Raw genomic sequence first — 6,005 nt, 5'->3', positions numbered from 1 at the left:
GCCCGGGAGGCCCATCCCGCCGTCGCCCGCCGCCGCGCGCGCCGACTCGACGATCGCCGAGACCGCCCGCTCCACCAGGAGGCCCTCGGTCCCCACCACCACGTGTACGCGCGCGCTGTCCACCACGACTCCCATACTTCCAGACCCCACCGACGACGACGCACGCCACGACGAGCACGACACCCGTGAACGCGCCGCCCGGCACCTCGACGACGCCGATCCGCGCGCACCATCGCGCGACCGCGATCACCCACCACAGCTCCGGTCCCGTCGCCCGCACCGCTAGCGCGGCCACGGGCGCCGCGATCGGCGCGGCCACGGCCGCGAGTGTTCCGACCACGGTGATGATCGGGATCACCGGACCCGCCAGCAGATTCGCGACCACCCCGCCCAGTGGCACGCGCCCCGAGAAGGCCACGACGAGCGGCAGCGTGACCACCTGCGCCACGAGCGTCACGGCGAGCAGCCCGGCGAGTGTGTCCGGCACCCGCGCGGTCACGAGTCGGTCGCGCACGACGGGCGACCACAGCACCAGCCCGGCGGTCGCCGCCACCGAGAGAGCGAAGCCGATGTCGCGGGCCAGCGCCGGCCGCACCAGCATGAGCACGATGACCGCCGCGAACAGGGCTACGAGCGGCTGTCGTCCGCGGCGCAGCGCCAGCGCAGCCACTCCGACCAGTCCCATCACTGCGGCCCGCACCACGGATCCGGTGGGTCCCACCAGCCCGACGAAGGCGATGATCGCCACCGTCGTGACCGCTGCCCGCGCCACGACCGGCAGGCCCGCCGCCGCGCACAGGCCGAGGACGCACAGCGCGATGATCGCGAAGTTGGCGCCGCTGACGGCCGTCAGGTGGGTGAGGCCGGAGTCCTGGAAGTCGCCGCGCACCGTCGGCAGCGTGGCGGACTCGTCGCCCAGCACGAGTGCCGGCAGGAGCCCGGCGGCGTCCACAGGCAGCGCCTCGGCGGCCACCGCCGCGAGCGCGCGACGGACCGCGGCGGCGGCGCGGAAGTACGGCGGCGCGCGCCCGAGCACCGTCGGATCCCCCGAACCGACGAGGACCGCCGCCACCAGGCCCGGCCGCGTGCTTCGCAGCACTGTCGCGCGGATCGCGACGCGCTCGTCGGGGACCAGCGCGCCGAGGTCGTGCGTCGCACCGAGCAGCAGCACTCCCCCGCGGACCGGCGTCGTGGCATCGGTGCGGACCGCCAGAGCCGTCGCCGGCACCAGGACCCGTGACGCGTCGAGGTGCCCGCCGGGATCACCGGAGCGCTGCCGCGGCCACTCGTCGATCTCGAGCACGACCTCGACCGCTCCGGCGCCGTCGAAATCCGCGATCGCCGCGCGCTCGCGGTCGTGCACCCGCACGGCCACCGAGGCGGCCACGCCCGCGCCCAGGCCGACCGCCGCGGCTACCGCGACACAGACCATTTGAACCACGGGCCTCGGATCCCGCCGTCGGAGCCCCACCGCTCCCGCCGCCGCCACCGCCAGGCCCGCCGTCGTCCACCACGCCGCCGCGGCCGAGATCAGGGCGACCGCGGCCGCCGCCCAGCAGACGATCGCCGCCGGGAGCAGGCGCAGGTCCAGCCGCTCACGCACGTCACACCGTGGCCATCGGCTTGATCTTGGCGAGCTTCGCGTCGCCGATCCCGCTGACCTTCCCGAGGTCGTCGACGGTGCGGAACGGGCCGTTCTTGTCGCGGTAGGCGATGATCGCCGCCGCCGTCGCCGCGCCCACTCCAGGCAGCCGGTCGAGCTCGGTGGCGTTCGCGGTGTTGATGTTCACCGCACCTGCCGCGGCGGCCCCGGTGCCGCTCGCCGCCCCTCCTGGCGTACCCGACGGCACTGCGGCCACCGCGGATCCCGAGCGCACGGAGCTGCGCAGCGTCACGCCGGCCTTGGGATCGACCACGCCGACGACCACCTGGTCGCCGTCGCGCAGCGGCTGGGCCAGGTTCAGGCTCGCGGTGTCGGCGCCGCCGAGCGCTCCGCGGGCGGCGGTCAGCGCGTCGGCCACCCGCGCGCCGGGCCGCAGGCGATGCAGCCCCGGTGCGCGGACCAGCCCCACGACCGCCACCACCAGCTCCGTCGGCGCCGCGCCCCGCGCAATACTCGGCGCGGCGCCAGCCGCAGCCGACGGCGCGCCCGCCGACGCAGACGGCTCCACCGACGTCGACGACCCCGCGAAGTCCACCACCGGGTACTCGCCTGCCCCGCCCTCGCGCGACGGTCCGAGCACCGCTACTGCCGCTACGACGGCGGCGATCACCCCCACCACGACGAGGGCCACCGCGGCCCGGGGCGTCGTGCGCACCCTCTCGACGGTGGAGCGCCACCCGGTGGGTTCCTGCTCATCCCAGAAGTCGTCGTCCTCCATGCGCACCCTGCGCGACGGAGCGACCCCGCCGTCGGGCCCGAGGCCGTCCCACTCTCCGCCGCGCGGATCCGGACGATCACGCCGATCCGTCGCGAACTCCTCCAGCCACGCCGGCCGCGCGAAGATCTGCTCTTCCGCGACGCCGGTCCCGGTCGTCGCTTCTCGTTCGCCGTTCATGCGACGAACCTAGGTCGCGGGCATCGTCGGAAAGCCCGCAGAGAACCGAGAAACAGAGCGCCTGTGGATAACCCCGAACCTGTGGAGGAAGGGCCCTGCCGCACCGAATCGGTCGGAGGAGTGTGCTAGGCCGAATCCGCCTCGTCGACCAGCGCCGGGGCGACCGCGACACCCACCGCGCCGGGCCCGAGGTGAGCGGCGATGGTGCCGCCGAACCGGCCGATCACCAGCTCCTGGAGCTGTGGGAACTCCTCCTTGACCAGCGCGGCCACGTGCTCCGCGGCGTCGGGCGCCTCGACGTGGTGCACCGCGACCCGCGCGGGCCGTTTCCCGAGGTGCTGGGAGGCGAGCGCCGCCAGCTGGTCGCGCGCCCGGGACACGGTGCGGGTCTTGCGCTCGGAGACGATCCGGCCGTCCTGCAGCCGCAGCACGGGCACGATCTGCAGCGCGCCGCCGAGCAGCTTCGCCAGCGCGCTCACGCGCCCGCCGGCTCTCAGGTGGTCGAGCGTGGCGACGCAGAAGAAGCCCTCGGCACCGTCGAGCACCTGGCGCGCGGCCTCGGCGACCTCGTCGGCGGACGCCCCGGCGCGGGCCAGACGAGCCGCCTCCAGCACGCCGAAGCCCATGGCCATGTCGATGCTGCGCGAGTCGATCACCGTGATCCCGGCGTCCATGAGCCCCGCCTGCGCCACCGACGTGGAGTAGGTGGAGCTCAGGTGCGAGCTCATCGTGATGACGACGACCCCGTCGCCCTCGGCCTCCGCGACCGCGGCGGCGAGCACCTCGCGGACCTCGCCGACGGACGGGCCGGACGTCGTCACGCCCTCCTTGACGAAACGCTCCGCCTGGTAGCCGGTGCCGTAGTCGATGTACTCACTCTCGCCCGACAGCACGTGCAGGGGCAGGATGCGGATGCCCATCTCGGCGGCCCGCTCGGGCGCGATCGCGGCCGATGCGTCGGTCACCACGACGACGGTCATCGCGCACCTCCTTCACCGCGCAGGGCGCGCAGCACCCGCTGCGTCACCTGCTCGTGCATCTCGAACGACCAGTGGATCCCGTCGATGTTATTGATCCCCAGGTCGAACGACCACTCGCACAGGTCACGCAGGGGGACGGCGGGCACGCCGGCATCGTCGGACCAGCCGCGGATCGCCCGTCGCGTCCGCGCCCACCCCGGGTGCGCGAAGGAGTAGGCGAGCGCGCGGTGCGTCGGTGGTTCGAGCACCGCGACGGGGGCGTCGGGGCGCAGGGAATGGATCGAGTCGTAGGTCTTGCCGAGGTAGTCGACGGTGACCTTCGGCGGGAGCGCCATCGGCCAGCCGACCGGCGAGAAGACCTTCTGGATCGTCGCGTAGCCGTCGCGGGCGCGGGCGCGCAGCGAGGCGGGCCGCAGGTAGCGGATCTGCTCGCGCACCGCGGTGGGCAGCGGCGAGGGCAGCGAGTCCATGCCGCCGAGGGCCAGCACAGCGGCCTCGACGCTGGGGACGGCCGCCCAGACGCGGGGGTCCTGCGTCACGCACCACCAGCCGTCGCGGGTGGTCCAGCCGACGCGGGCGAAGAGCTCACAGCGCAGCCCGAGCTCGGCGGCCACGAGGTTGGGCCAGATCCGCGGGTCGGAGGTCGGCAGCGCGCCCTCGGGCCCGTAGAAGCCCAGGGAGTCGCTGAGCACCAGGAGCGTGCCGGTCGGAGAATCGCTCACTGGACCTCGGGCGCCACGTCCGACGAGGCGTTCCACACGTCGAGCCGCCAGCGCGTCGCGTCTCCGTGCGCGGAGAGCTGCACCCAGCTGCAGTTGCCGAGGCCGCCGAGGACCGGCCAGTGGTCGACGGGCAGGTCCAGCAGCCGGGCGGTCAGGGCGGCGATCAGTCCGCCGTGCGCGACCAGGATCACGGGCCGCTCGCTCGAGCCCCACTCGGCGAGCCGCTCGGTGAGCTCCGTCACCAGCGGATACGACCGCGCGGCCACGTCCACCCGCGCCTCGCCGCCGGGCGGCGCCCACTCGGGGGCGTCGCGCCACCGTCGCCGTGCGCCGGGCATGTACGCGTCGACCTCGTGGTGGGTCATCCCCTGCCAATCGCCCAGCATGGTCTCCCGGAGCCGCACGTCGGTCTCGACGGTGCCACCGGTGACCGCCGCGAGCGCGTCCGCGGTGTCGCGGGCGCGGCGCAGGTCGGAGCTGAGGATGGCGATGGGATCGCGATCGCCCAGCGCGTCGGCGGCCGCTGCGGCCTGCCGCCGCCCCAGGTCGGTGAGGTCGGTATCGAGCTGGCCCTGCATGCGGCCCTCGGCGTTCGACGCGGTCTGGCCGTGCCGGAGCAGGATGAGTCTGCGCACCGTCGGGGTCAGGCGCTCGACCGACGAGTCGAGCCCGTCCTCCACATGCATCAGGCGCCCTCGCGGTCCCCGTCGGTGCCGTCCGAGCCCTCCGTGGTGTGCTCGCCCAGACCCTCCACCTCGATGCGCGGGCAGTCCTTCCACAGCTTCTCGAGGGCGTAGTACTCGCGCTCCTCCTCGTGGAAGACGTGCACGACGATGTCGAGGAAGTCCAGCAGGGCCCAACGGCCCTCGCGGGCGCCCTCGCGCCGGGTGGGCTTGACGCCGGCCTCGCGGAGCTGGTCCTCGACCTCCTCGACGATGGCGTTCACCTGCCGCTCGTTGCCCGCCGACGCGATGACGAAGGCCTCGGTCAGCACGAGCTGCTCCGAGACGTCGAGCACCACGACGTTCGTGGCGAGCTTGTCGTCGGCCGCACGCGCCGCGATGGCGGCGAGGGTACGGGCCTGATCGGATGCGGTCATGATCCTCCTGGGTTCACGGTCTTGTCCGGTGCCGGGCGGCTCTGGTACAGAGCGCGCTTGGCGATGTACTGCACCACGCCGTCGGGCACGAGGTACCAGACGGGCCGTCCGGCGTCGGCACGCGCGCGACATTCGGTCGACGAGATGGCCAGCGCGGGCACCTCCACGAGGAACAATCTATCCTTCGGCACGTCCGACAGGTGATCCGCGGCCAGCTGATAGCCGGGCCGCGACACCCCGACGAAGGTCGCGAGGCCGAACAGCTCCTCCCAGTCCTGCCAACTGAGGATCGACGCGAGGGCGTCGGCGCCCGTGATGAAGAACAGGTCGGTATCGGGATTCTGCCGGTGCAGATCGCGCAGCGTGTCCACGGTGTAGGTGTCGCCGCCGCGGTCGATGTCGACCCGGCTGACGGAGAAGCGCGGGTTCGAGGCGGTCGCGATCACCGTCATCAGGTACCGGTCCTCGGCGGGCGTGACCTCGCTCTTCTGCCACGGCCGGCCGGTGGGGACGAAGATCACCTCGTCGAGATCGAACCGGTCCGCCACCTCGCTGGCGGCCACGAGGTGGCCGTGGTGGATCGGGTCGAAGGTCCCACCCATGACGCCGACGCGGCGGCGCCCGGCGGTGCTGGACTCACGCATAA

At 73.6% G+C, this 6,005-nt stretch carries 7 protein-coding genes; all 7 read right to left on the bottom strand.

What is annotated here, in order from left to right; translation table 11 throughout:
• Positions 1–1,603, bottom strand: a 1,603-nt coding sequence (locus LB823_RS20885; protein ID WP_224651039.1) for a ComEC/Rec2 family competence protein, incomplete at its 3' end; no start/stop codon positions are given.
• Position 1,604: 1 nt separating this feature from the next.
• Entirely contained in the window at positions 1,605–2,558 is a 954-nt protein-coding gene (locus tag LB823_RS23925; RefSeq protein ID WP_304941297.1) for a ComEA family DNA-binding protein, read from the bottom strand.
• Between the two features lie 125 nt (positions 2,559–2,683).
• Positions 2,684–3,538 carry a DegV family protein gene (locus LB823_RS20875; protein WP_224651036.1) on the bottom strand — a complete coding sequence of 285 codons (855 nt, stop codon included), beginning with the start codon at positions 3,536–3,538 and terminating at the stop codon, positions 2,684–2,686.
• A complete protein-coding gene (octT, locus tag LB823_RS20870) occupies positions 3,535–4,260 on the bottom strand; it encodes a diglucosylglycerate octanoyltransferase (RefSeq protein WP_224651034.1) in 726 nt (241 codons plus the stop codon). The genes LB823_RS20875 and octT overlap by 4 nt, the downstream gene beginning before the upstream one ends.
• Positions 4,257–4,946: a histidine phosphatase family protein gene (locus LB823_RS20865; protein WP_224651031.1), complete on the bottom strand. Its 690-nt coding sequence runs from the start codon at positions 4,944–4,946 to the stop codon at positions 4,257–4,259. The genes octT and LB823_RS20865 overlap by 4 nt, the downstream gene beginning before the upstream one ends.
• Positions 4,946–5,359 (bottom strand): ribosome silencing factor, encoded by a 414-nt coding sequence (rsfS, locus tag LB823_RS20860; RefSeq protein WP_224651027.1) that lies wholly within the window; start codon positions 5,357–5,359, stop codon positions 4,946–4,948. The genes LB823_RS20865 and rsfS overlap by 1 nt, the downstream gene beginning before the upstream one ends.
• Positions 5,356–6,003, bottom strand: coding sequence for a nicotinate-nucleotide adenylyltransferase (nadD, locus tag LB823_RS20855; RefSeq protein WP_224651024.1), 648 nt, complete (start codon positions 6,001–6,003; stop codon positions 5,356–5,358). The genes rsfS and nadD overlap by 4 nt, the downstream gene beginning before the upstream one ends.
• Positions 6,004–6,005: the final 2 nt, after the last annotated feature.

Origin of the sequence: Tsukamurella sp. M9C, assembly GCF_020169415.1 — a bacterium.
In the GTDB taxonomy this organism is placed as follows: Bacteria; Actinomycetota; Actinomycetes; order Mycobacteriales; family Mycobacteriaceae; genus Tsukamurella.
Note: the sequence above shows the minus strand (reverse complement) of the source record. Positions and strands in the feature narration are given on the sequence as shown.

What these genes read in the sequence shown, in the direction of transcription:
- LB823_RS20865 (WP_224651031.1), bottom strand. Translation starts at nt 4,946, where the DNA reads ATGCATGTGGAGGACGGGCTCGACTCGTCGGTCGAGCGCCTGACCCCG.
- rsfS (WP_224651027.1), bottom strand. Translation starts at nt 5,359, where the DNA reads ATGACCGCATCCGATCAGGCCCGTACCCTCGCCGCCATCGCGGCGCGT.
- nadD (WP_224651024.1), bottom strand. Translation starts at nt 6,003, where the DNA reads ATGCGTGAGTCCAGCACCGCCGGGCGCCGCCGCGTCGGCGTCATGGGT.
- LB823_RS20875 (WP_224651036.1), bottom strand. Translation starts at nt 3,538, where the DNA reads ATGACCGTCGTCGTGGTGACCGACGCATCGGCCGCGATCGCGCCCGAG.
- LB823_RS23925 (WP_304941297.1), bottom strand. Translation starts at nt 2,558, where the DNA reads ATGAACGGCGAACGAGAAGCGACGACCGGGACCGGCGTCGCGGAAGAG.